Origin of the sequence: Halobacteriovorax sp. CON-3 (assembly GCF_043196995.1) — a bacterium.
Classification (GTDB): domain Bacteria; phylum Bdellovibrionota; class Bacteriovoracia; order Bacteriovoracales; family Bacteriovoracaceae; genus Halobacteriovorax_A.
Genome location: NZ_JBEBNA010000001.1, coordinates 566,501 through 588,164, shown reverse-complemented (window position 1 = coordinate 588,164; position 21,664 = coordinate 566,501). Strand labels below are relative to the sequence as shown.

At 37.5% G+C, this 21,664-nt stretch carries 20 protein-coding genes; 13 read left to right on the top strand and 7 right to left on the bottom strand.

From position 1 onward, the window contains the following. Positions 1-147 precede the first annotated feature (147 nt). Positions 148-2,055, bottom strand: a complete 1,908-nt coding sequence (locus tag ABMA72_RS02745) for an ABC-F family ATP-binding cassette domain-containing protein (protein ID WP_393055972.1) — start codon at positions 2,053-2,055, stop codon at positions 148-150. A 131-nt stretch (positions 2,056-2,186) separates the two neighbouring features. On the opposite strand from ABMA72_RS02745, the gene ABMA72_RS02740 reads away from it, so the two are divergent. The 6 genes from ABMA72_RS02740 to ABMA72_RS02715 are packed head-to-tail and all read left to right on the top strand — an operon-like array spanning position 2,187 to position 7,958. Then, entirely contained in the window at positions 2,187-3,335 is a 1,149-nt protein-coding gene (locus tag ABMA72_RS02740) for a hypothetical protein (RefSeq protein WP_393055969.1), read from the top strand. A gap of 25 nt (positions 3,336-3,360) precedes the next feature. Next, positions 3,361-4,800, top strand: coding sequence for a phytoene desaturase family protein (locus ABMA72_RS02735; protein ID WP_393055967.1), 1,440 nt, complete (start codon positions 3,361-3,363; stop codon positions 4,798-4,800). Positions 4,801-4,818: 18 nt separating this feature from the next. Then, on the top strand, positions 4,819-5,559 hold the full coding sequence (locus tag ABMA72_RS02730) for an SDR family oxidoreductase (protein WP_392855820.1): 741 nt from the start codon (positions 4,819-4,821) through the stop codon (positions 5,557-5,559). Then, entirely contained in the window at positions 5,559-5,969 is a 411-nt protein-coding gene (gene fabZ / locus ABMA72_RS02725; protein WP_393055964.1) for a 3-hydroxyacyl-ACP dehydratase FabZ, read from the top strand. Before ABMA72_RS02730 ends, fabZ begins: the two co-directional genes overlap by 1 nt. Before the next feature lie 9 nt (positions 5,970-5,978). Further along, positions 5,979-6,761 carry an enoyl-ACP reductase gene (locus ABMA72_RS02720; protein WP_393055961.1) on the top strand — a complete coding sequence of 261 codons (783 nt, stop codon included), beginning with the start codon at positions 5,979-5,981 and terminating at the stop codon, positions 6,759-6,761. Positions 6,762-6,803: 42 nt separating this feature from the next. Then, the gene (locus ABMA72_RS02715; protein ID WP_392855815.1) at positions 6,804-7,958 is read left to right on the top strand and encodes a hypothetical protein; all 1,155 of its coding nucleotides are present in this window, start codon (positions 6,804-6,806) and stop codon (positions 7,956-7,958) included. Here ABMA72_RS02715 and ABMA72_RS02710 read toward each other — a convergent pair. Then, positions 7,955-8,383 carry a hypothetical protein gene (locus ABMA72_RS02710; RefSeq protein ID WP_393055958.1) on the bottom strand — a complete coding sequence of 143 codons (429 nt, stop codon included), beginning with the start codon at positions 8,381-8,383 and terminating at the stop codon, positions 7,955-7,957. The two genes, ABMA72_RS02715 and ABMA72_RS02710, sit on opposite strands and share 4 nt — an antisense overlap. 48 nt (positions 8,384-8,431) lie before the next feature. On the opposite strand from ABMA72_RS02710, the gene ABMA72_RS02705 reads away from it, so the two are divergent. The 3 genes from ABMA72_RS02705 (at position 8,432) to ABMA72_RS02695 (ending at position 13,065) form a co-directional block, all read left to right on the top strand. Beyond that, positions 8,432-10,108 (top strand): ABC transporter ATP-binding protein, encoded by a 1,677-nt coding sequence (locus ABMA72_RS02705; protein WP_393055955.1) that lies wholly within the window; start codon positions 8,432-8,434, stop codon positions 10,106-10,108. Then, positions 10,108-11,913, top strand: coding sequence for an ABC transporter ATP-binding protein (locus ABMA72_RS02700; protein ID WP_393055952.1), 1,806 nt, complete (start codon positions 10,108-10,110; stop codon positions 11,911-11,913). The genes ABMA72_RS02705 and ABMA72_RS02700 overlap by 1 nt, the downstream gene beginning before the upstream one ends. Before the next feature lie 96 nt (positions 11,914-12,009). After that, positions 12,010-13,065 carry a methyltransferase domain-containing protein gene (locus tag ABMA72_RS02695; RefSeq protein ID WP_393055949.1) on the top strand — a complete coding sequence of 352 codons (1,056 nt, stop codon included), beginning with the start codon at positions 12,010-12,012 and terminating at the stop codon, positions 13,063-13,065. A gap of 1 nt (position 13,066) precedes the next feature. On the opposite strand, the gene ABMA72_RS02690 is transcribed toward ABMA72_RS02695, so the two are convergent. After that, positions 13,067-14,104, bottom strand: a complete 1,038-nt coding sequence (locus ABMA72_RS02690; protein WP_393055946.1) for a Ppx/GppA phosphatase family protein — start codon at positions 14,102-14,104, stop codon at positions 13,067-13,069. Then, positions 14,091-15,266 (bottom strand): DNA cytosine methyltransferase, encoded by a 1,176-nt coding sequence (locus ABMA72_RS02685; protein WP_392855804.1) that lies wholly within the window; start codon positions 15,264-15,266, stop codon positions 14,091-14,093. Before ABMA72_RS02685 ends, ABMA72_RS02690 begins: the two co-directional genes overlap by 14 nt. 161 nt (positions 15,267-15,427) lie before the next feature. Here ABMA72_RS02685 and ABMA72_RS02680 point away from each other — a divergent pair, with 161 nt between their 5' ends. From ABMA72_RS02680 to mnmA, 3 genes are read left to right on the top strand one after another with little or no spacing between them, the layout of a single operon-like run. Next, a complete protein-coding gene (locus tag ABMA72_RS02680) occupies positions 15,428-16,801 on the top strand; it encodes a hypothetical protein (protein ID WP_393055943.1) in 1,374 nt (457 codons plus the stop codon). Continuing rightward, complete coding sequence (locus ABMA72_RS02675; RefSeq protein ID WP_393055940.1) at positions 16,802-17,950, top strand: M28 family metallopeptidase; 1,149 nt, start codon at positions 16,802-16,804, stop codon at positions 17,948-17,950. A 25-nt stretch (positions 17,951-17,975) separates the two neighbouring features. Further along, positions 17,976-19,121 (top strand): tRNA 2-thiouridine(34) synthase MnmA, encoded by a 1,146-nt coding sequence (gene mnmA / locus ABMA72_RS02670; protein ID WP_392855801.1) that lies wholly within the window; start codon positions 17,976-17,978, stop codon positions 19,119-19,121. Here the strand turns inward: mnmA and ABMA72_RS02665 are convergent. From ABMA72_RS02665 to ABMA72_RS02655, 3 genes are all read right to left on the bottom strand, one after another. Beyond that, complete coding sequence (locus ABMA72_RS02665; RefSeq protein WP_393055937.1) at positions 19,110-19,838, bottom strand: Fic family protein; 729 nt, start codon at positions 19,836-19,838, stop codon at positions 19,110-19,112. The genes mnmA and ABMA72_RS02665 overlap by 12 nt on opposite strands. Then, positions 19,798-20,340 carry a hypothetical protein gene (locus ABMA72_RS02660; protein WP_392855797.1) on the bottom strand — a complete coding sequence of 181 codons (543 nt, stop codon included), beginning with the start codon at positions 20,338-20,340 and terminating at the stop codon, positions 19,798-19,800. The genes ABMA72_RS02665 and ABMA72_RS02660 overlap by 41 nt, the downstream gene beginning before the upstream one ends. 104 nt (positions 20,341-20,444) lie before the next feature. Beyond that, positions 20,445-20,663: a hypothetical protein gene (locus ABMA72_RS02655; RefSeq protein WP_199177525.1), complete on the bottom strand. Its 219-nt coding sequence runs from the start codon at positions 20,661-20,663 to the stop codon at positions 20,445-20,447. A gap of 245 nt (positions 20,664-20,908) precedes the next feature. Between ABMA72_RS02655 and ABMA72_RS02650 the strand changes: the two genes are divergently transcribed. Beyond that, positions 20,909-21,238 (top strand): hypothetical protein, encoded by a 330-nt coding sequence (locus ABMA72_RS02650; protein WP_021266608.1) that lies wholly within the window; start codon positions 20,909-20,911, stop codon positions 21,236-21,238. Positions 21,239-21,664 lie beyond the last annotated feature (426 nt).

Here is a 21,664-nt window from a genome sequence, read left to right as displayed (position 1 = left end):
AAGTTCATATCGGTAAATTCACATACTTTTTAAGTACTTTTTGATAGTAACAGATTTCTATTATATTAAAGAATTCAGTAGTTTAGGTGGGGAACTTGGCCATTTCCTATAAGAAATAGCCATTCTTCTTTGGCAGTTGCTAACTATTTAAGATAACAGCTCAAAAAGCTCTTCAATCTTTTCATTGAGAACACTCTTTTTTTGATTTAGTCCTGCGATCAATTGATTCTTTTCATCGTCCATATTTGAATAATCAAAACGAGATAGAAGTTCGTCAATTTTTGTAATTTGTTCTTCAATATCCATGATTTCAGCTTCAACTTTATCGGTATCTACTTTTGGTTTTATCTCGACTTTAACTTCTTCAATAACTTGAGGGCCAACGTCTTCTTGTTGTTGGTTTTCTAGATTTTTTTCAATCTCACGGGCCTCAAGGTATGGACGAACAAAAGTAAATCCACTTGAGAACTTTGTGACGGATTGATTTTCAATTAACCAGACACGATTTGTGATATTTTCTAAGAATGATCTGTCGTGAGAGATGATAATAACAGTTCCTTGGAACTCAGAAAGTTTCTGTTCTAAAATTTCAATCGACTCAATATCAAGGTCATTTGTTGGCTCATCAAAGATCCAAATATCAGCTTCATTCTTTAAGTTAAGTGCAAGTTGAAGTCGATTTAGCTCTCCTCCTGAAAAGCTAGATAGAGGACGATAGAGCTCGCCGCGATCAAAGAGGAAATTTTGAAAATAACTAGCGACGTGAATTGAGCGGCCATTTTTAAAATGAATAAAGTCTTCACCTTCACCTAGAAGTTCATATGGTGACTTTGATAAATCAAACTCATCTCTCTTTTGTGAAAAAAGACAAACCTTCAAGTCATCTGCTCTTTTGATTGTACCACTGATATTAGTTAAGCGATCTGCGACTAGTTTCATTAGAGTTGATTTACCAACTCCATTTTCACCCAAGACACCAATCTTGTCTCCTTTAAAAACTGAAAGGTTTAGCCCTTTAAATAGCGGAGCTTTATTTTCAAAACCAAAAGAAACGTCTTTGAATTGGACAAGTTGTTTTGTTTTTCGATTACTATCATTCATGGCCAGATCAAGTTGACTACGTGCCTGATCCTTTAACTTTTGGACAGCTTTTGATAAGTCGTTAAAGTTTTCGACACGCTTTTTGGAGCGAGTTCCACGGGCCTTAATCCCTTGGCGCATCCAGGCCGTTTCACGCCTAAGCGAGTTCTTTAGTTTTGTTAAAGAGTTTAACCTGAGTTCTTCCTGGGCAGCTGTAAACTCAAGGTACTCGGCGTATGTTCCTTTAAAAGGAGATACAATACCCGCATGAATGTGAAAGATTTTCGTCGTAACTTTTGAAAGTAAGTATCTATCGTGGGAGATGATAACGTGAGTCTTATTAGACTTCATGATCTCATCTTCAAATTGTTCAATTGTTTCAAAGTCTAAGTGGTTTGTTGGCTCATCCCATAGGATAAGGTTTTGCTTTGCCGTTAATCCAAGACTTAATTGAATCTTTTTCTGTTCTCCACCTGAGAGGCCTTTTACCTTAACATGAAGATCAGTTAGGCCAAAGGCCTTGATGTAACTTTCGTAATTATTTTTGAGCTCCCAGTAATTTCTGTGCTCAAGCTCTTCCATGATTTTATTTTGTTTCTCAAGTCCCTTATCTGTTGATAAGTCTAGAGTTAGTAAATCATCATTGAGTTTTTTTAAATCACGATATTGAAAATAAAAATATTCAGCAATCGTGATGTCGTCATTAGGTATTGTAAAATTTTGATCGACTTTGAAAACATTAAACTCGAGAGTCGGGCCCTGTGCCTTCGTGGCCTTTTCAAATGTAAATGGGGGAGTTGAGGAGTCCGGTGCTAATTCTTCGTTAATAATTTTTAGTAGCGAAGATTTTCCCATTCCATTTAGGCCAATGAGACCAATTTTGTCCCCGTGCTCAATATAGAATTGTGCGTTATTGAAAATGACTTTCTGCCCAAAGGCAAGATTGATGTTTTTTAAGTTACAAAGGATCGACATGTGTCAAATCTAACCTATTTTTAGTCATTTGGCCCAAAAAATTCTCGTCCATTTTCTAGCCGAAATGAAGCCTCTTAGGTATGATAATGCCTTTAATAACACACACTTTCACTTATTTCGGGGTAAATATTATGAAGAATTTATTTAAAATAGCATTGGCCGCTATCGCAATGTTCAATGCACAAGCAAATTACGAATTATTAGCAAGTAGTGGTGAATTAAAACTTAATCTTCCTGATCAAACATTTTGGATCAGTACATCTCTTAGATTAGAAAATTCAGGTAAAGTTTGTTTCTCTCTTAGTGGAGCAGACAACGGAATTTCTAAATACGGAATACTTTGTGGGAACCAAGGTGATAATGTGAAGCTCTTTGCTGGAAACGGTGATGAGGCCATTAGTGAGTTCTATCTTTTCAATGATGGAGCGACGGGACAAGATCACGTTGTTTTCGCACCTAATAATGGTTATGAACACACTGGTATTTATACGATTAATCTTGAGACTGGTAAGCGCTTAGAGCATGAAAACTTTGAAGGGATGTTTACTGGTGTTTCTGGTGTGGCCATGAATAGTGAAGACACTTTAATTTACCGTCACTCTTTTGGAACAAGCAAAGCAAAGGTTGTGATCAAGAATCTTGATGGACAAAAAGATGTTTTCACAAGTTTTACAAAAGAGATGGGATATATCTTCTCTCCAGTAACGGCCGGTAATTATGTTCTAACAAAAGTGAGAATGGGCAAGTCTACTGCTGAGTCTCAACCAGATCGTCTCTACCTTTACAATATTAAAAAGGGGAGTCGTCAAATTGTTATGCAGGATAGAGATGGACAACCGTCTTCAAAAATTAAAGCGATCCAAAATCAATACACTGTTAATAAAAAAGGTGACATTGCTGTTTGGGCACAAACAAGTGATGGTGTGAAACTCTTTGCTTCAAGTAATGGGATTGTTAGGCCAATTTTAACTTTAGGAGAAGAGATTTCTAAATTTGATGGTTTTGCTCCTTCAATGAATGCAAATGGGGACATCATTATTCGCGGTTATGATAAGGCCGGTGTAGCGGCAATCTTTACATATATTAATGGACAGTGGTCAAAGCTTATTGGAGAAGGAGACGCTCTTTCGATCAATGGTGTAGACTATGAAGTTGTAGACGCAACTACATCTCCATTTGTTCATGCTCCACGTATCAATGATAACGGTACTGTTGCATTCATTGTTTATGTAATTAATCCAAAAACACAAAAATTATCAACAATGGTATTAAAAAAATAATTTGATTTAAAAAGAAAAGTTAAAAATGACATTACTGAAAAAGAAAGACCCAATTACTAAATTTTATGACGTTATTATCGTAGGCTCAGGGCTTGCAGGTATGACGGCAGCTAACAAACTGGCCAAAGATGGAAGAAGCGTCCTTCTTCTTGAGGCCCATAATAAATTAGGTGGCTTCGCTACATGGTTTAGACGTCCAACAAATGAAGGTGAAAGACATATTTTTGATATCTCTCTTCACGGCTTTCCTGTTGGGATGATTAAAACTTGTCGTCGATATTGGTCAAAAGATATCGCTGACTGCATTGAGCGTGTTGATAAGATTCGTTTTATTAATCCTCAGTTTGAGATTGATACAGATTTCACCAAAGAAGACTATATTAATATCATGGTGGAGAAATTTAATCTTGAACGTGAATACGTTGTGGGGTTCTTCAATGAACTTCGTGCCATGAATTTCTATGATGATGAGGCCATGACTAATGGCCAATTATTTGAAAAATACTTTCCAGGCCGAAATGATGTGGTTCGCTTCTTACTTGAACCAATCGCTTATGCTAATGGTTCAACTCTAGAAGATGAGGCCATTACATTCGGAATTGTTTTTTCTAACTTCATGAATAAAGGTGCTTATATCTTTAGAGGTGGAACGGATAAGCTTATTGGGATGATGAAAGATGAACTACTTGCCAATGGAGTGGATATTAAACTTCATGCAAAAGTAGATGAAATCTTAGTTGAAGATAATGTCGCAAAAGGTGTGCGTATTGGAGAAGAAAGGGTTTTATCAAAATCAGTACTTTCTAACTCTGCCCTTTATAATACGATCTTTAAGATGACTCCTAATGCGAATTATTCTGAAAAATTTGCTAAAGAAGCAAGGGCCGTAAGAGTAAATTCTTCTTCATGTCAGGTTTTTATGGGCCTTAAAGAAGGAGAGTCGATTCCAAATATCGGTGAGCTAATCTTTTACTCAAGCTCAGATAAATTTGATACAGACCTTCTTCTATCACCAAAAGCATACTCTCAGACATTCTCAATCTACTATCCTGATATGAGAAAGCATATGAAGCAAAAATATGCAGTTGTTTCAAGTATCAATGCACGCTATGAAGATTGGATGCACTTAAGTGATGAAGAGTATAAAGAGCGCAAAGAGTATCTTGCACAAAATGCTCTTAATACGATGGAGAAGCTTGTTCCTGGTTTCAAGGACAAGGTTGAGCATGTAAATGTTTCTTCTCCTCGTACAGTTGAGAAGTATACACATCACCATTTCGGGTCTTCATTTGGAACAAAGTTTGAAGGACTTGCTGTTTCTAAAGATCTTCCAAATGAAGTAAAGGGCCTATTTCATGCCGGCTCTGTTGGGATTATCATGTCTGGTTGGCTTGGGGCCGCAAACTACGGTGTTATCGTAGGGCATGACTTAAATACTTACTTAGATAAATCTAGCGAAAAATAAAAAATAAAAGGAATAAATATGTTTGATTTTAAAGATCAGGTTGCAATTGTTACTGGTGGTACTCGCGGGATTGGACGTGGAATCACTGAAGCTTTCTTAAAGAGTGGAGCACGCGTTGTTGCTACTTATGCTGGAAATCATGATGCGGCCAATGCGTTTAAGGCGCAATTAGGGGAGTTGGGAGAAAATCTCTTTCTTGAGGCCTTTGATGTATCAAATGCTTCTGAAGTTGAAGCTTTTTGGAATCGTATGAATGAGCAGTTTGAGCAGATTCATATTCTTGTGAACAACTCAGGTATCAGAAAGGATAATTTATCTCCTATTATGCCAGATGAAGATTGGGCACGTGTTCTTGATATCAACTTAACTGGTACATTCTTAATGACAAAGAGAGCAGTGAATCACTTTCTTTCAAAGAGATATGGCCGAATCATTAATATGAGCTCTGTTGGTGGAAGCCTAGGCCTTCCGGGACAAGCAAATTATGCTGCTTCTAAAGCAGGTCAAATTGCTATGAGTAAATCAATTTCTAAAGAAGTTGGTAAGAAAGGAATTACGATCAATAATGTATGTCCTGGTTTCATTGAAACTGAACTGATTGCTGATCTTCCTGCTGAGCAAGTTAAAGAATACAAGAAGCAAGTACCTCTAAAGAGATTTGGAAAGGTTTCTGAAGTTGCCCATGCTGTTCAATTTTTAGCATCTAAAGAAGCTGCCTATATTACAGGTGCATCACTTGAAGTAACTGGTGGACTGTAATGAGCGAACTAAATGTTAAAGATCTAATTCCACAACGCGAGCCTTTTTTATTTGTTGATAAAATTGTTGAGCGTGAGGGAAATAAAATTGTAACTAGCTATCAAGTTACTGGTGATGAGGACTTTTTTAAAGGTCACTTTCCTGGTAACCCAATTATGCCTGGTGTTCTTCTGCAAGAAGCACTTTTTCAATCTGGCGCGTGTCTGATGGCCGCTGGTGTTGATGGTGGACTAGGTGTCGTTGCAAAAGTATCAAATGCAAAATTCAAAAATATGGTTCGTCCTGGTGATGAGCTAGTGATGGAAGTTGAACTTACTGAACAAATCTCTAATGCTTTCTACTTCAAAGGGAAAACAAAGGTTGCAGGTAAGGCCGTTCTTTCAATCGAATTTACATGTGCAAAAGTATAAAGGTATAAAGTGAGTTTTTTAAATTTTGAAAATAAGTTATTTCTAATCACTGGTGTTGCAAATAAGAAAAGTGTTGCTTACTTCAGTGCAAAAACAATCATCGAAAATGGTGGTAAGTGTATATTCACTGTTCAAAGTGAAGATCACCAGGCCAAACTTTCAAAGCTCTTTCCAGAGTCAAAGAGCTACCTTGTTGATGTAACCAGTGCCGATCAAATTAAGGCACTTGCCGTTAATTTGAAAAATGATGAAGTAAAATTGGATGGAATGCTTCATTCAATTGCCTTTGCAAACCTAGCTAATCCAAAACCTTTTCATGAGACTTCTTGGGAAGACTTTGCACAAGCGACTCAGATTTCTTCTTTCTCTCTAGTGCAGCTTTCAAATGAATTATCATCTCTTTTTAATCAAGATGCATCAGTTGTGACGATTTCAATTTCTGATACAAAGGCAACTTCTTATGGTTATATGGGCCCTATTAAGTCAATGCTTGAAACAACTTGTTCTTACTTGGCAAAAAGCTTCAGTGAGTTCTCTCGCGTGCGTTTTAATAGTGTTTGTTCAGGGCCATTAAAGACTTCGGCCTCTGCAGGAATCCCTGGTTATATTGATAACTATATCTTTGCTGAAAAGCTTACGATGAGAAAGGAAGCACTTAAAACACAAGAAGTGGCCAATACGGTAGCGTTCTTATTATCTAATGCTTCTAGTGGTGTTAATGCTGCGGGGATTTTAGTGGACTGCGGAATGCGTTCTAACCACTTTGATCAAGCGGTTGTTTCCGGTAAATAAGTCCACACAATCCATTTAATTTTTTTAAGCTATAATAGGGGAATGAAGTTTTTATTCCCCTTTTTTATTTCAATAGGCCTCTTTGCTAACCCTACCTACAACTCATATTGTAAGAAAGTTAGCTTTGAAAAAGATGAGGCGATATACAACGAAATTGCAAAGCTTAAGGTCGATCTTGCCAACTCAAAGCCTATTGCCGCTGTTGCAGACGAGGCACTTGGAAGCTTAATTGCTAAGAAAAGCCCTGTTGTGACGAGTTGGATTAAGCGTCGAAAACTTGATGTTAACGATCCCGTCAATGTGGCCAAGCAGTGGCGACTCTACTATATCGAAAATATCGTTCTTTCTTCTGGGACATTTAAAGACCGTCCGAAAGTTATTCAGGACTTACTTGATAAAGAGTTAAGTGAGATTTTTTCTGAGCTTTATACAAAGAAGAAGATTGCCTTATTAGAAAATAGTTTAAAATTGGCCAAGAAAAGTGCCCTTTCTGTTTTAAAGATTCAGCTTGGTAAGTCTAAGGCATATAATGAAATCGAAAATAAGGTTAAGGCCATAAAAGTTTTCATACCAATGAAAGTTAAAGGAACTAAGGTGGCCGAGGCACCCCGTGACTTTTTAGAATGGGGCCTTGCTTATGATCCTAAGACTAATGAAATTAATATCGGACTTGAAGGGTTAAATTTTGCTTTTGCCAAGTATCGTGCAACTCTAGTAAGTCTAATGGCACACGAGATTGCTCACTCTTTTGATAGCTGTCGTTACTCTGGTTATTATAAGAGCAAGAATCCTTTTGAATCCATTCAAAAATGTTTAAGGAATTCAACGAGTGCTGGTGCCAAGTATAGAGATGATTCACAACTAAAGTTCTTAGTTCAAAATAAAGTACTAACTAAAGAAGTTGGAGATAACCTCTTAGCAAACCCTACATGTAATCGTTCGCTCTATCCACTTCCTGGAAAGCAAAGAGATCAACTCGATGAAGTCTTTGCAGACTGGTTTAGTGCTGAAGTCGTCGCACACAGTGGCATTGCTGTTGATAATTTACGAAGTGAGCTTTGTTTAGATAAAGAGCTAAGAAAGGGCTCTTCTTACGTCTCAAATGAGAGAAGATTAACTTCAATATATTTAACTCAGCCAACGATCGCTAAGAAGTTAAAAGTAGTCGAAAATGAATATCGACACTGTTCACACTAGGGCTTTTGAAGATACTTTTCGAAAACCTGTATTCGCTGTAGGATCTTATTTGATAAGTCCAATAGTGATTGATCGATATTTTGTTGAAGGTTTCTAAAGTCGGCCTGTATCTTCTTTACATCATCAGCATGTTTTAATTCCAGCTTATTTAGGCGATCTTCGATAACCTTGAGCCCGTCCATATTAGTTTCTTTATTCTTAAGCTCTTCAAGTTGGGCCTTTAGAGTCTTAAGCTCTTTGCCCATTTTGTCATCCATACCTGTTTCGACGCGACTTATTTCTTCTCTGATTTTCTTGACGTAATTTTCAAGAGCATCAATCCTAAATATTTTTGCGTTACCTGGACCTGAGTCAAACTCTGCAAGCTCGGCGTGGATTGGTGATGTGACAGAAAATATTAACAATAAAAGAATATGAAATCTCATTTTTAAATCATATAATATTTTGCAATGACTATGCACTATAAAATTTGGTTGAATTATTTACGCCGCAAAAAATCAGCTTACTTCTTAGGGATTATATCAATAGTAGTTTGTAATATTTGTCAGGTATTTTACTCTCGTGCCATGGGAGATGTCGTTGACTTCTTTACGAATAAAACGATGCCTTCTTGGACAATTGACTATTTCATTACTGGTGATGATTTAAGGCATAAATTCTTCTATATATTCTCAGTAGTTTTATTTTCTAGGGTTATGCTCTACTTTGGCCGTGTTGGTTGGCGTATCTTTTTAGGAAGACAAACTCATCATGCTGGTGGCTTTTTAAAAGACGACATCTGGCAAAATGCCCAATATTTTTCGATGGACACTCTCGTTAATAAATATCCTAAGGGGATTCTTATGAGTGCCGCCAATAGTGATGTTGGACAGGCCCGTTTTGTTTTTGGCTTCACACTTGTTGGTGCTGCGGATGTACTCTTTTTAGGTTTATTTACTGTTATTTCTCTTTTTATGATTAATGTGCATATTACGATTATTTCTGTACTGGCATTATTAATCGTTCCAATTCTCGTTCGCTATATTTCAACAATTGAAATGGAGCGCTACGATGTGGCCCAAGATTATCTTTCATATTTTAATGATGAAACTTCAAAGGCCATCTCAACAGTCAGGCTTCAAAAACTCGGAAATACGGCCTTTTTCTGGTACAAGCGCTTATTTGCTGGTGCTCAGAAGTATCGTAAAATGCGTCTAGATGCCAATAACACGTCAATGCTCTATATTCCTTCTTCAGGACTAGCATCATTTGCAACCTATATTATTCTATTCACTTACGGTTTTAGCATTCTTATGAAGGGTGAAATTACTGTTGGGGAGTTTGTTGCTATCCAAGGCCTTGTTCTCCTTTTACAAGATCCACTTATGGAACTTGGATATATTATTTCAGACTGGAGAAAGTCTTTTACTTCTCTAAGACGTCTGGCCGAAATCTATACTCATTTAAAAGAAGAGTACTTACTAGATAAGAAAGTGGAACATGAGCTAACTGGTGATACGGTTTTTAATCTCAAGAACTTAAGTTTTAAATATGATGAAGGAAACGATATTCTTTCAAATATTAATCTCGAAGTGAAGCGTGGTATGCGTATCGGTATTATCGGTCAGATTGGTACTGGAAAAACGACTCTCTTAAATATTCTAAGTGGACTTGAACGAGATATTCGCGGAGAAGTAACGTTCTTCGGGCGTCCTTTTAATGAGTATGGCCATAAATTTTTAAGGTCCCATATTACCATGGTTCACCAGAAGTCATTTCTCTTTGCAGACTCTATTCGAAATAATATCTTAATGGATCAAGATTTTGATGATGAAGTTCTATGGCAAGTTTTAGAAATAGCAGGCCTTAAGAGCGATATTGAAGGCTTTGATGATGGCCTTGATACACAACTTGGAGAGTGGGGTGTTAACCTATCTGGTGGACAAAAACAGAGACTTACTCTTGCTCGTGCTCTTGTGAGAAAACCAGAGATCTTACTCTTAGATGACTGTTTATCAGCAGTCGATACTGTTACTGAAGAAACAATTTTATCAAATATTAATAAATACCTGCCAGAGTCAACTCTTGTTTGGGTTGCCCATAGAGAATCAACTCTCAAGTATTGCGAGAAGGTGATTAATTTAGATCGTATTGAAGCAGGGGCCAAGTAATGAGTGATGCAAAACAATTTCTAGCACAAGATGATCAAGAGGAATCGAAGCATAAGGAGCAAGGGCATTCGGCCTTAAAAACAACGGCCTTTTTATTTAAGTTTGCCAAAGGGTATCGTCTAAAAATTTTAGTGTCGATTCTTATGCTTATAACATTCACTGTTTTTTCGATGCTATCTGGTCATACTCTTGGGGTATTAGTTGGTGAAGGGCTTGCCAAGTCAAATTGGGAACTCGCCAAGAAATGGGCCATCTATGTACTAGCTCTTGAGTTGGGTGGTGTACTTATTCACTACGTGGGCCGTCGTTACTTAATTGTGCAAACGAGTTATGTCATCTTAAAGATTAGAGATCGTCTTTTTCAAAAACTATCCCACTTACCATTAAAGTTCTTCGATTCATGGCCTCAGGGACGTATTGTTACGCGTATGACTCACGATGTGGAAGGAATTGAGAAATTCTTTACAAGCTCTCTTGGACGCCTGGCCATTTCTGTTCTAATGATTATCTCATCGGCAACAGCAATGCTTATAACAGATTTTAAAATTGGACTAATGGTTATCTCTGGGATGATTCCTGCGGTCATCTTTCTAATTATTACTCGTGATAAAATCGGATCTCTTAATAGGGCCATTAGTAAGTACTCATCAAATATTAACTCTAAACTTTCGGAGTATATTGATGGAATCCATGTGATTCGCTCTTTTGGAGTAGAAGATTGGTCTTATGATAATTTTAAGTCAGCAGTTAATGAACAACAGGTTGTACAATTAAGTGCAAATTCATACTACGCCTTAACTATGCCAATGTTGTCTTTCCTATGTGGGCTTCCACTTCTCATTCTCGTTTGGTTTGGGGGGAATGCTTACTTAGATGGCACACTTACTCTTGCTCTATTTATTGCGCTGATGCGCTATTGTGAGAGGTTTTTCTGGCCTGTGCTTTCTCTTTTTAGAGAAATGGCCAATATCATAACGGCCTTTACAAGTGTTAATCGTGTCGCAAACTTCATAGAGGTTGAAACAGAAAGAGAAGTCTTTGATCAATATGATAATAGACATCATAAGATCAATGGTGAAATTGAGTTTAAGAACGTTATCATGGGCTATAATGAAATCAGTACGGCCTTAAATGATATTTCATTTAAAATTCACAAGGGTGAAAAAATTGGGATTGTCGGCCCAACTGGTTCAGGGAAAACGACGGCGGTTGCTGTTCTTTCTCGTCTTTATGATTATCAAAAAGGTGAGGTCTTAATCGATGGCCAAAACCTTAAAGAGTTAGATATTGATCACTACCGTGATCAGATTGGAATTGTTTCACAAGATGTTATTATCTTCGATGGAACGCTCAGAGAAAATCTCTCTGTAAATCCTGATTTAACAGATAAAGATATTCTTTCAATTTGTGATAAGACTGGAATGAGTAAGGTAATGAGCTATTCAAAGCTTACCTTAGACAGTGTCTTAAAAGATGGTGGATCAAACCTATCTGCGGGGGAGAAACAAGTGATCTCTCTTACACGCGTATGTTTACAAAATCCTAATATTCTCATCTTGGACGAGGCCACAGCACATGTTGATCCATATTTTGAAAAGATTCTTCATGACGGAATTCATAATGTGATGGAAGGAAAGACATCATTCTTCATTGCTCACAGACTCGATACAATTAAAGAGTGTGATAGAATTCTAGTTTTTAAAGATGGTAGGCTGGCCGAATTCGATACTCCAGATAATCTAATGCTTCAAAAGGGGATCTTCTATAACCTCACACAAGCGACTAATTCTAATAATGGCCTCTAATTTTACTTAGGGCCATTATAAAGCTATGATCTAAATACTTTAAGAGGCTCATGCTTTGCAACCATGATCGTTTTAGTTAAACACCATGGAGGCGAGATGAGTATATCTGAATTAATGTTCTTAAATTTACTAGAAGGTAAGAAAGGTGACACGACTGAGTTTTCACCTATACAACTTGCATCTCTCTACACAAACTCTGCTTTCTTAGTGACAGTTATGGACTTTCTTAAAGATGAGCTCTGGTTGCAAAAACAAGAAGATAAGAAAAATGGGCAAGTGACTTCTTATAAGAATTTCATAACGCCACTTTTTGATGATGAATTAGAGGCCGTCTCATTCCTTAGTGAATTCCTAGTTGAAAGTGGGCCAAGTAAATTAAAAGATATAAAGAAGCGCTCTAAAAATATTGAAGCTAAGATCTTAGAATCAATCATTGATAAAGCTGGATCAGATCAGAAAGAATTTCTTATTCACTCTTTAAATACAATGAGTGATTTCTTTATCAAAGAAGAAAAAGATCAAGAGGGGCGTAATCAGGAGATGGGCCACCAAGGGCCAAATCTTTATCGAACTTTTGATAATCTGGATGATATTTTCGATCTCAATTATAAACTGGATCAAGAAATGGAATATGACCATGAAACAAAAGAGCGACTCTATCAAAGGGCCGGCATTGGTGTTCAGTCAGGTTATTCCACGATATTACTGGCCCTTGATCAAATTGACGCCGCTAAGGGCAGCTCTATTGTAGACCTTGGCTCTGGTTATGGACGCGTAGGCCTAGTTTGCTCTCTTATGAGGCCAGATCTTGACTTTGTCGGATATGAATATGTTCCTCACCGTGTTGAAGTTTCTAATAATGCTTGTGAGGAGTTAGGCTTAGAAGATAATTTAGTTTTTAAAGTTCAAGACCTTTCACTTAAGTCTTTTTCAATTCCTATTGCTGATATTTACTATCTTTATGATCCATTCTCTAAAGAAACATATGAATATATTTTAGAGCAAATCCTAGAGATAAGTCGTCATAAAGAAGTGACTATTGTGACAAAGGGAAATGCGAATATTTGGCTAAGTAGCATGGCCGAGGAAAATGGCTGGCCCTCACCGACTGTTGTCGATGAAGGTAACCTTTGTATCTTTAAAACTAATTAATCTAGTTCCAGAAAGCTGGATTGATCAGAAGCCCGTGGGCCATATTTACTTTGATAGGCTTAACTTCATCAACCTTAAGTGTTTGCATGAAGCCTAGAACAAGGGCCATATTTGTCACATCAGTTGATGCATACTTACTATTAATTTCTTTGTCAGTAAGCTTTGCTCTTTCAAGAAGCTTTGCTAGTAGTGTTGATTGGTTGTAGACGCGATTTGCTTTTTTAAATTGTCCACCAATACTGAAGTAGTGAACACCACCAACGCCGTAAACTTGATAATCTTTTAAATTTCCAAATTCGCTAAGTTGGTCTTTTGCCGTAATTCTTGCAAGGTCCATCGCCTTAAGGGCACGTTCTTCTTTTAGTGGATTTGGTGTCTTCGTTCCTTTTGGATAAAACTCTTTAAGTACAAGGTTTTTAAAAGTAACTGATGCTACTTTTAAAAGCGCAACTTGTGTCTTTTCACCTTTTGCATCAACTGGCTTAGTTATTTGCATGCTTCCACCACCGATATCCCAAATTGCAATAGGTGGTTTTTGAGAAACATTCATTGACTTAAGTTTTGAAAGTGCTGCCGAATATGCAAACTTGGCCTCTTGCTCTTGAGAGATAATTTCAAGGTCTACTCCCGTTTGCTCTTTTAATAGATCAGCTACGTCACCACCATTATCCGCTGTACGAAAAGCAGATGTGGCCACAGCTCTAATATCATTTGCACCTTCGTTCTTTGCTAGGTATTTGAATTCGTCAAAAACATCTCTAAGACGATTTTGCATTTCTTCATTAAATTCATTGTCATCTGAAGCTTGTAATTGATCTTTAAGAGGAACAGCTCTTTGCGCCTCAAAAAGAATTCCCTCAACCATACCGCGACATGTATCAACCAGTCCGACAACTAACTTAGTCGAACCTGAGCCAAGATCGATGGCCGCTCTCTTTGTGTGACAACTTGTTGTTTCAAGTTTTACTGACTCTGTATGAGTTGCACAAGAAAGGCTTAGTAGAAGTAAAAATAATGTCGAGATTCTAGCGATAGACAAATGCTCCTCCTCGGACATCATCAATTATTGACTTAACTTTTGTTTTCTTTTTTACCTTACCGTCTACTGCTGTTTTTAGGTAGGCATTGTGCATTTTCTTAATTGCGCTACCAATGGCCTTCCCCATAAGTGGTGGAACGGCATTACCAATTTGTCTCCACTGAGCAGAGATTGGCCCACAGAATTCAAAGTGATTTGGAAAACTTTGAATCTTTGCTGCTTCTCTTTGAGTAAGGTAGCGATGCTCTGTAGGGTGGTAGTAGCTATGACGGTGAGTCATGATTGTCGGAGATACACTCTTTGAATCAAGTCTCTGATACTTTGTTTGTCTAAAGCGACCTTCTCGCATTGTCTTCCAGTCGACGCCTAGTTTTAAAGATGGCGTAAGGTACATCTTCTCATCTTTTTCGTAACGAATGCCTTTTCCTTCTGGAATACGCTTAATACGTTTTAGATCTAGTTTAGACTTAATTTTTGCACTATCAAGATCGTGATTTAAAATTTCACCTTTCTTTGTTTCAATATCACTTAGGGCCTCACCAACAGTTACTGGTGGACGAAAAGTTTTTGCAATAATTGTATCGTGTGTAATTTTTGGAAATTCAACTTTCTCATTAATGCGGCTACCAATGAAAATTGTACGGCGTCTCTTTTCTGGTACACCATAATTTTGTGAGCTCATGACCTTTACATCAAGGTTGTAACCTAGAGAGTTGAATTTCTTAAAGATTGCCTTAAGAGTGGCCTCGTTCTTCTTTGCAAGAAGACCTGTTACGTTTTCAATAACGACAAACTCAGGGTTTGTAAGCTTAACGACTCTTACGAACTCAAGGAATAACTTATTTCTAATATCATCAGGGTTTCCTGGACCTACTGTTGAAAAACCTTGGCATGGAGGGCCTCCAACAACTAGGTTAACTTCAGTATCACCAAGGACTTCTTTAATTTTCTTATTCGTAAGCTTTGAGATATCACCACAATATGGGAAAGCTTTTTTGTGATTAAGTGCAAATGTATCCATCGCATGCTTGTTAAAGTCAATTCCCATGACACATTCAAAGCCTGCCATCTCAAGTCCACAAGAGAATCCCCCTGCGCCTGAAAAGATATCAATAAATTTTAGCTTCTTGCTTCTTTTACTATTACCCTTACTCGTTTTCATAATCTGTGTTGTGTCCTCGTGTGTTATTGCGTCGTGAATGAATATTATCTGATTTTGCGTTGAGTTATGTCAATGAATATATGAGGCTTTTAGTGGGATAAAGTTATCGATAAAATTAAATTTACCCTGTTTAAATTTTCAAAATCACTTATAATTTAATTATGCAATTCGCTAAGAAAGAAATGAAGAAAGAGAGGATTATCGTCGGTATAGATGGCGGTATTGACTCGGCCGTTACTGCACTGCTTTTAAAGAAGCAGGGACACGAATGTATTGGCGTAAATATCTCATTTTTTGAGCGTATAACGAGTGAAGACGAATCACTAGTGGAGCAATTTAAAGCGAAATTAACTCCTGAAGGGCAACTACCTGAAGAACTTCGTGGTGATGAAGAACAACTTGAAGCCTATAGGCATTTTGAAAAGATCACGTGGCTAAAAAAAATAAATAATATTTTTGCACCATGGGCCAGTGAATCAGAAGAGAAAATTCGCGATATTTGTCGTTTAATCGGCATTCCTTTCTACGTGACAAGTGCTTCTAGCGCTTTTGAGGAAAGAGTTATTTCAAAATTACTTGAAAGTCGTGTTGCAGGTGTCTGGGCCAACCCAACAATTGATAAGGCAACGCTTGTTCTGGAAACCCTCTATTCAAAGCTTGCTGTTTTAAAGGCCACAAAGATTGCAACGGGCCATTACTGTAAGGTTATCCCTGTTCAAAACCGCTTTGTTTTAAGTGCACCAAATGATCCGATTAAAAACGACTGTCACTTATTGATTCAAGCGAATGATGAAATAATGTCACATCTAATTCTACCCTTGGCCGATTTAAAAACTTCTGAAGTTGATAAAATCGGACAGCTTGTTGATTCTAAAACGATTAGTCGGGCCGAACATGATAAGAAGGCGAGCCTAAGGGCCCAGGCCTATGCAAGCGAAGAAATCATAGAATTAACTGATCGCTATATTGCACCAGGCTTTATCAAGGAAAATACAATCTATCTTCATGACGATGACAGTGTTGTCGGTGAGCATAAAGGCCAGCACCAATATTATTTGGGGCAAACGCAGTATAAGACTTTCGATAACAAACCGAAGGTTCCTGATAGCAAAATTGTGTCAATTAATATGTCTCGTGGCTTTATCTACGTCGCAAAGGCAAAAGAATTAACATTTGAGCGAATTGTTGGAAATCACTTTGTTAATTACGAAGTTGTGGACACTTCAAAGCCGGTAGAGTGTTACTGTCGTATTAGTTCAACAGGTGATGCTTATAAGGGAAGTCTTTATCTTTTAAATAATGGCAATATCTATTTCGATCTTGATGACAAGGCCTCTGGGATCCACTTTAGAGGTGATCATTTCGTCTTCCTAACAAAGAATGGGCCGAGTGCTAAAGTCATTGGCCATGCCAAAATTTTTCAAACAGGGCAATTCATCGAAGGTGAATTCTACCGTCTACCACTAAATAAGAAACAAAAAGAAGAAAACGAAGAAGCACAATCTCGTCCAAAGAAAAGAGAACTAGGGTTTTAAATGAAGTATTTAATTATCGCATTATCAATGTCACTTTCTGTGACAGCTAAAGAATTTAAAAATTTTAAAGACACATATAAACTTTCTAAAAGTAAGAGATCGCCAAAGAAGTTACGCTCTCTTTATTATGCTGTTTCAAAGAATTCTGAAAAAGATATAGGGGCCCTTATCAATAGCTTTGTTAAGGAAACAAGGCCTAATCGTTTCGTGGGCACAAGTGGACACAAAACGGCACAGGATTATATTGTTAGCTATATCGAAAGTAATGTACGAAAAAATAATACTTCTCTTAAAACTGTTAAATTCGTTCCAGATATTGAATATGCAAAAGAACTTTTTAGGAAGGACTTGGCCGCATCAAAAGATAAATTGAGTGCTGCCAATTTAAAGAAGTGGCAAAGGCTTACTAATGAGAGGATTCAACAAGTCGATGGACTCAAGTCCACAAATGGTTACAATATCGTCTGGGAAAAGAAGGGGATAAAGAATCCAAATGAGATCATCGTTGTCGGTGCTCATTACGATACCGCAGCTTATGACTTAAAGAATTTTAAGGTCGTCAATAAAGGACGCCAACCTGGTGCAGACAATAATGCCTCAGGGGTTGTTGCCGCCTTAAGCTTAATTAATATCCTTGCAGAACTTGATCTTGAAAAAACTGTTCGCGTGGTCTTTTTTGATTATGGTGAAAATGGTTTCTTAGGTTCATATGATTATGTAAAGAACCTTAATCTAGAAAAAGGAATTCGCGTCTATTCTTATGTTGAACTCGTTATGCTTGGTTACGATACAATGACTCAAGATAAGGAGCAGCAGCTTGGAAATATGAAGCTCTACTATTCTCCTGCAAGCTCTGGCCTTCATAAGGCCGAAAAATCTATCGCACAACGATTTTACGCGAAGTCATCTGAGGGAACATTTCGAGTGGAATTCAAGGTAAGTCCTTATGATTTTGTCTATGGCGATAATACGTCATTTCAAAAGTTTAATATCCCAAGTGTTGTCTTTACTCAGAATTGGGAGAGTGATTCAAATGCAGCTCGCATCCACACTCCTGCGGACCATGTGAACTCACTCAATATTAAGACTTTACATCACGCCACCAATAATATTGCCATGTCCATTGCTTCATGGGCACTAGACCTCTAGTACGTAAATGTGCTAAATAAGGCTCATGGAAAATGTAGGTAACGGAAAAACAGTCATTGTCGGAATGAGCGGAGGAGTGGATTCCTCTGTGTGTGCTGCTCTATTAAAAGAGCAGGGCTATAACGTCATTGGCATGTTCATGAAAAATTGGGAAGAACAAGACGAAAACGGAAATTGTAAGGCATCGCTTGAATTTGAAGATGTTGTGGCCGTATGTGAAAAGCTTGATATCCCATACTATTCTGTGGACTTTGTTAAAGAGTACCGTGATAACGTCTTTGCAAATTTCCTTGAAGAATACGAACAAGGTTTTACTCCTAATCCAGACATTCTTTGTAATCGTGAAATCAAATTTAAGGTCTTCTTTAATAAGGCCATGGAACTTGGTGCAGATTATCTTGCAACAGGACACTACTGCCAGACAAAAAAAATTGATGGAAAATCAAAGCTTATCAAAGGCCTTGATAATAATAAGGATCAAACTTACTTCCTCTATACAATCAAATCAAAAGTTCTTGATAAAGTTCTCTTTCCTGTCGGTGCCATTGAAAAGCCGCAAGTAAGAGAGATTGCAAAGAAGTATGATCTAATTACTCACGATAAGAAGGACTCAACTGGAATCTGTTTTATTGGTGAGAGAAATTTCAAAAACTTCCTATCAAATTATATTCATATCAAAGAAGGGGATTTCGAACTTCTTGATGGTACCAAAGTTGGCCGCCATAGCGGTAGTGCCTTCTATACGATTGGCCAAAGAAAGGGCCTAGGCCTTGGAGGCCCAGGTGAGCCTTGGTTTGTTGTTGGTAAAGACACTGAACGAAATGTTGTTATTGTTGAACGTGGTGAAAAGCATGGTGCTTTATACGCTGACTACCTAACGGCCACTGATCTCTCATGGGTTGATGAAGAATTTAGGCCACAAGTGGGAATGAAGCTAAAGGCCAAGATTCGCTATCGTCAAAAAGATCAAGAGTGCACAATCACTGAAGTTTCTGAAGACTTTGTAAGAGTTGACTTTGATACTCCTCAGCGTGCTATTGCAAAACGCCAATCGATTGTCTTCTATACTAATATAGAAGGTGAGGAAGTGTGTCTTGGCGGTGGAATGATTAAAGAAGCTGGGCCAACTTATTATGAACAAGGTATTGAGCTGCCAGACTCAAATCTCTAAGACAATTTCATAGCTTCGCTTTATTGCTTTTAAGAAACTAAGATACTTATCTTCTTTGTTCACCGTTCTATCCTCAAGCATTTGCGCCACATGAGAACGTACGCTCGACTGGAAGCATATAGGAAGTTTTCCGTTTTGCATGAGAATATAATCAGCGCATAATCTTGAAGTTCGGCCATTTCCATTATCAAAGAAATGAAGACTTACGATCCATTGATACAGGTGAAAGGCCTTCTCATAAAAGCACATATCGACATCACTTAAGAGTTTATCTATAAGGAGCACTTTTGCTTCCTCTAGATATTGTGGCCTTATGAACTCAATACCACCCCCGTAGATAGGAGTTTCTCTGATTTTCGAATTCTTAGCATTGTAGATGGAGTTAATTTTCGTGATGATCTCAAAGCTAAGCTTCTTTTCATCTTGTATACATTCGCTGATGTAACGATTGGCCTCATCCCATCTTGCTAAGCTATCATCAATTGCTCTTGAAGCAGTGTTAGAAGAGAGCAGGCGAGATTTAGCAAGCTTGGCCCAATTAGGACTCGTCGATGCTATTAAACGAATCTCTAATTGCTCGATCTCACGAATTACTTCTTTAAAAACATCCCCTTGAGATTGATCAAGGGGAGTTAACAAATATTCTAGAACTTCTTTTGAATTCACAAATTTCTTTCTATTTCTTAGTTTGAATGAAGAAAACATCTTCATAATCATCTTGTGAAAATACATACTTAAGATTCTTAATGAGAAGAACTTTCTCATCTCCGATATTCTCAAGAATCATTTCTGTATTGGCGTAATCACTTTGGCAATTAAGTGATGAATCACAGTTATATAGCTTGAACCTTTTACTTGTTAAACGATCAACACGGAATTCACTTTCAGAACTCACAATATATCCATCTTCAAATACTTTATGAAGAACCAAGAAATACTCCATTTTTAATTCATTATCAGTATGAGTCATCGTTTCATCACTATTGTCTCTAATCTCGATTGCCCATTTGAATTTACGATAGTGTTTAGTGGCATCATTTAGTTCATCATTATATGTCCAATAGTGGCCATCGAAAGACCTATTAGATTCAAATGATAAATTGGCCAGGGTTTCATAACTTGAAAGCATTTGTGTTCTGACTTCAGTAATCTCTTTTGCTTGTAGGTTTGCTACAGGGTTCATCATAATTAATGACGTTAATAGGATCTCTTTTTTCATTTTGCACCTCACATACTTGATTGATGAGGCTTATATATGATGTTTTTATTTATATTAGAAATAGTATTATGGAATAGTTCTTATACTAATTTGATATATATCGATTACCACAGGCTCGGGTCATTAAGATCGTCTAATTTACTCTTTTTCTTCTTTAAGTGTTCTTTTTGTTCAAAGAAGCTGCAATCCGAACCACTTGATTGGCGAACGAGGATGTAAGGCATATTTGTGGATTTCATATTGAATTTACGACATCCGCGAGGAGCATCCTTGTCCCAAGTACTAAAATAATATTTGCATTGCATACAGTTGATTCTTTTCACTCCAATATTGTACCACGCTCATCATATCTCGCAAGTTAGGGACTAAATAAAATGTGACTAAGTGTTTGATATTGCGAGAGAAATTTGTCTAATGAACAGCTTGCCTGACCAAATAATTGACGTTCAATTTTTGTAACCTTCCAAATTTACATGGGTTATCCCAAAAAATCTTGGCCTAGGTTATGCTTTATAAATAGCGACGACAATTGAACGCTATAAAAGCTTATTATGAGGAATTGAAATTAATGAAACAAATTGAATCAAACACAAAATCAGAAAACGATGTTCTAGTGATGTTTCCAGCATCAAAGCATTTTCCTGTAGAAGATCGTACTGCTAAGGCACCGACACCTCTAAATAAGCTTATTGAAGAATTTGAAGAACAGGTGGCCTTAGAACAAGAAAAAGAAAAAAGACCAGTTATGAATATCCCTTCTAAAGAGGGAATCGAATCAATCAAAACTCGCCGCTCATGTAATACGGCCATCGAAATTCGCCTTGCGGCCCTTGAAGAAATTGAGCAAAGACTTAAGTTCTATCTTGATGATATTGGGACTGCTAAAAGAAAAGTTTAAATAGAAGAAGGTGCGGCTTTCGGTTAGTTGATAGGTACGCGCAGGACTTGGCCGGCTCTCGGCTCCTGCCTCGTAACTCACTTCGTGGTATGCACTGGACTTGTTCTTCGTCAGCTCCTGCTGACTCGAATTTGTTCGGCATCAATTTGCCATCGTGGCAATTGACGCCTCCAAAACCAGCACGCCTACGGCTTGCTTTTAACTAAGCAAGTTATGTATTAAAAAATGATATTTGGAATTTGTTTTGGAAATGGTGCCTAGAACTGGACTTGTTCTTCGGGGTCTCCTGACCCCTCGAATTTGTTCGGCATCAATTTGCCATCGTGGCAATTGACGCCTCCAAAACCATCACGCCTACGGCTTGCTTTTAACTAAGCAAGTTATGTATTAAAAAATGATATTTGGAATTTGTTTTGGAAATGGTGC

Bases quoted from the DNA above. Each gene is read 5' to 3' on its own strand.
- ABMA72_RS02745 (WP_393055972.1), bottom strand. From the start codon at position 2,055: ATGTCGATCCTTTGTAACTTAAAAAACATCAATCTTGCCTTTGGGCAG.
- ABMA72_RS02740 (WP_393055969.1), top strand. From the start codon at position 2,187: ATGAAGAATTTATTTAAAATAGCATTGGCCGCTATCGCAATGTTCAAT.
- ABMA72_RS02735 (WP_393055967.1), top strand. From the start codon at position 3,361: ATGACATTACTGAAAAAGAAAGACCCAATTACTAAATTTTATGACGTT.
- ABMA72_RS02730 (WP_392855820.1), top strand. From the start codon at position 4,819: ATGTTTGATTTTAAAGATCAGGTTGCAATTGTTACTGGTGGTACTCGC.
- fabZ (WP_393055964.1), top strand. From the start codon at position 5,559: ATGAGCGAACTAAATGTTAAAGATCTAATTCCACAACGCGAGCCTTTT.
- ABMA72_RS02715 (WP_392855815.1), top strand. From the start codon at position 6,804: ATGAAGTTTTTATTCCCCTTTTTTATTTCAATAGGCCTCTTTGCTAAC.
- ABMA72_RS02710 (WP_393055958.1), bottom strand. From the start codon at position 8,383: ATGAGATTTCATATTCTTTTATTGTTAATATTTTCTGTCACATCACCA.
- ABMA72_RS02700 (WP_393055952.1), top strand. From the start codon at position 10,108: ATGAGTGATGCAAAACAATTTCTAGCACAAGATGATCAAGAGGAATCG.
- ABMA72_RS02695 (WP_393055949.1), top strand. From the start codon at position 12,010: ATGAGTATATCTGAATTAATGTTCTTAAATTTACTAGAAGGTAAGAAA.
- ABMA72_RS02685 (WP_392855804.1), bottom strand. From the start codon at position 15,266: ATGAAAACGAGTAAGGGTAATAGTAAAAGAAGCAAGAAGCTAAAATTT.
- ABMA72_RS02680 (WP_393055943.1), top strand. From the start codon at position 15,428: ATGCAATTCGCTAAGAAAGAAATGAAGAAAGAGAGGATTATCGTCGGT.
- ABMA72_RS02675 (WP_393055940.1), top strand. From the start codon at position 16,802: ATGAAGTATTTAATTATCGCATTATCAATGTCACTTTCTGTGACAGCT.
- mnmA (WP_392855801.1), top strand. From the start codon at position 17,976: ATGGAAAATGTAGGTAACGGAAAAACAGTCATTGTCGGAATGAGCGGA.
- ABMA72_RS02665 (WP_393055937.1), bottom strand. From the start codon at position 19,838: ATGATTATGAAGATGTTTTCTTCATTCAAACTAAGAAATAGAAAGAAA.
- ABMA72_RS02660 (WP_392855797.1), bottom strand. From the start codon at position 20,340: ATGAAAAAAGAGATCCTATTAACGTCATTAATTATGATGAACCCTGTA.
- ABMA72_RS02650 (WP_021266608.1), top strand. From the start codon at position 20,909: ATGAAACAAATTGAATCAAACACAAAATCAGAAAACGATGTTCTAGTG.